Source organism: Plesiocystis pacifica SIR-1 (assembly GCF_000170895.1).
GTDB classification, from domain to species: Bacteria; Myxococcota_A; Polyangia; order Nannocystales; family Nannocystaceae; genus Plesiocystis; species Plesiocystis pacifica.
Window position 1 is genome coordinate 1 of sequence record NZ_ABCS01000224.1, and the last position, 2242, is coordinate 2242.

At 74.0% G+C, this 2242-nt stretch carries 1 protein-coding gene and 1 pseudogene; one reads left to right on the top strand and one right to left on the bottom strand.

Features of this window, described 5'->3' with window-relative positions; translation table 11 throughout:
* Positions 1-478 (bottom strand): annotated as a pseudogene (locus PPSIR1_RS45410) (hypothetical protein); the annotation flags it as partial.
* A 237-nt stretch (positions 479-715) separates the two neighbouring features.
* Here PPSIR1_RS45410 and PPSIR1_RS45415 point away from each other — a divergent pair.
* Positions 716-2242, top strand: a 1527-nt coding sequence (locus PPSIR1_RS45415) for a serine/threonine-protein kinase (RefSeq protein ID WP_198154737.1), incomplete at its 3' end; no start/stop codon positions are given.

Genomic DNA, 2242 nt, shown 5'->3' on the forward strand with positions numbered 1-2242 from the left:
ACTCCTGGCGCAGCTCGGCCGAGGGCGCCTGGGCGATGCTCTTGCCGCGCTTGGGCACGGGGGGCTCGTTGGCCGCCTCGTCCTCGGCGTCGGCGACGGGCTGCTGGGCGAAGGCCTCGAGCTCGCCGACGGTCTTGTGATAGTAGTCCAGCGACTCGTAGGAGGGGATCTGGCGGGCCACGCCGTCGCGCTCGAGGACCTCCGGAGCCCGGCGCTCGAGGGTGCTGTAGCTGATCGTCATCTTGTCGACGGTGCCCCGCTTGAGGGTCAGCTCGTCCTGGCAGTACTCGTAGAAGTCGCCGTAGCCCCACTTCTCGTACAGGTGCTTGGAGCGCACGGTGACCAGCGTCTCGGCCAGGTCGATCCACGAGCGGCGGAAGGACTGGGCGCGGCGCACGGCCTCGATGCGGCGGGGGTCACCGCCGGTGCGTTCGAGGAGGGCAGCGAGGGCGTCGAGCTTGCGGGTGCTCTTGGACACGGCGGGGGTTCTAACAGAAAGCCAGACGCAGGGGCAGGAGGACGGCGCGCTGCTCGTGGGCCGGACCGGAGGGCTGGACGTGCTACTTTCGGGTCTGTGGCGGTGTCCGCACCACCGGGTGGCCAAGCGTGGCGGCCGCAGGATTCTCCGGCGGCGGGGGAGGGCGCGGGGGATCTGCCCCTGGCCATGCGGCCGACGATCCGTCCGGGCCAGATTCCGAACCAGATCCCGAACCACGTGCCGAGCCCAGCGGGCGTCGACGGGGCCGCCGCGATCCGCAAACAGAAGCTCGGGACCACGCCGCTGCAAGGCTCGGGGACCGGCGCGAGACCGGGCCGCGCTCGACGGGTCACCCTCCGCAGCACCCGGCGCTTTCGCTTCGGCAGCGAGGAGCTCCCCGACGGCGACGCGCCGCTGCCCGCCGGCGCGTTGATCGACGGCCGCTACCGCGTCGTCGGCCTGCTCGGCGAGGGCGGCATGGGCCGGGTCTACGCGGCAGAGCACACCGTGCTCGCGCGCCAGGTCGCGGTCAAGCTGCTGCGCCGAGACGCCGCGCGCTCGCCCGAGCACATGGGCCGCTTTCGCCAGGAGGCCCTGGCCGCCAGCCAGATCGGCGCCCCGCAGATCGTCGAGGTCCTCGACTTCGTCACCGCCCGCCCCGACGAGCCCCACGCGCCGACCTACATGGTCATGGAGATGCTCGAGGGCGAGCCCCTCGAGGCGTGGATGGACGAGGACCACGGCCTCGACGAGGCCTTCGCCATCCTCGCCCAGCTGTGCGATGGCCTGGCCGCGGCCCACCGCGCGGGGGTCATCCACCGCGACGTCAAGCCGGCCAACGTGTTCGTGTGCGCGACGCAAGCCGGCGCCGCGCCGCAGGTGAAGATCCTCGACTTTGGCGTGGCCAAGGTCGCCGGGGAAGAGCGCGGCTTCGAGACCCAGCAGGGCTCGGTGCTGGGGACCCCCTACTACGTCGCGCCGGAGCGCATCCTCGGCGAGCAGCTGCGCCCCGCGGCCGACCTCTACAGCGTCGGCGTGATGCTCTACGAGCTGCTCACCGGCGACGTGCCCTTCACCGGCGAGAGCTTCGTCGAGATCCTCGCCCAGCACGTCCACAAGGCGGTGCTCGATCCGCGCCAGGCCGCGCCGGGTCGGGCCATCCCCGGGGCGGCGGCGGACCTGTGCATGCGCCTGCTCGACAAGGAGGTGGGGCGTCGACCCGCGGACGCGCAGACCGTGGCGGGGGAGCTGCGGGCGATGCTCGTCGTGCCCGAGCTGCGCTCGGCTCTGGCGGCGCTGCGGGTCCACGAGGGGGCCGGCGCGGCCGCTCCCTCGGCGCAGCTGCGCTCGGCGCAGACCTTGCCCGTGCTCGAGCCCATGCACGCGCGCGAGACCCTGCCGCCGCGGGAGTCTGTGCCCATGCGCTTCGCGCCGACGGATCGGCCTCGCGCGCAGATCGACGCGGTCGGCGTGGTCGAGGCGGCGACCGCCGTGGAGCCGGAGCCTCGGCGGCTGCGCGGGGTCGTCATCGCGGTGCTGCTCGCGGGTCTGGTCGGTGGCGCGGTCGCGCTGTTCGCAGCGCAACGCGGCGAGCCGGCGGTCGTGCCTGCTCCGTCGGCGCCCGCTCCCGAGGCGCGATCGCCCGAGGCGGCTGCGCCTGGCGCGGACGCTGGGGCGCCCGCCGCTGCCGAGATCCCTGGCGCCGAAGGGGAGGCTGCGGGCGCGACGACGGGACAGCTCGAGCCGGTCGGGGAGGGCGAGGCG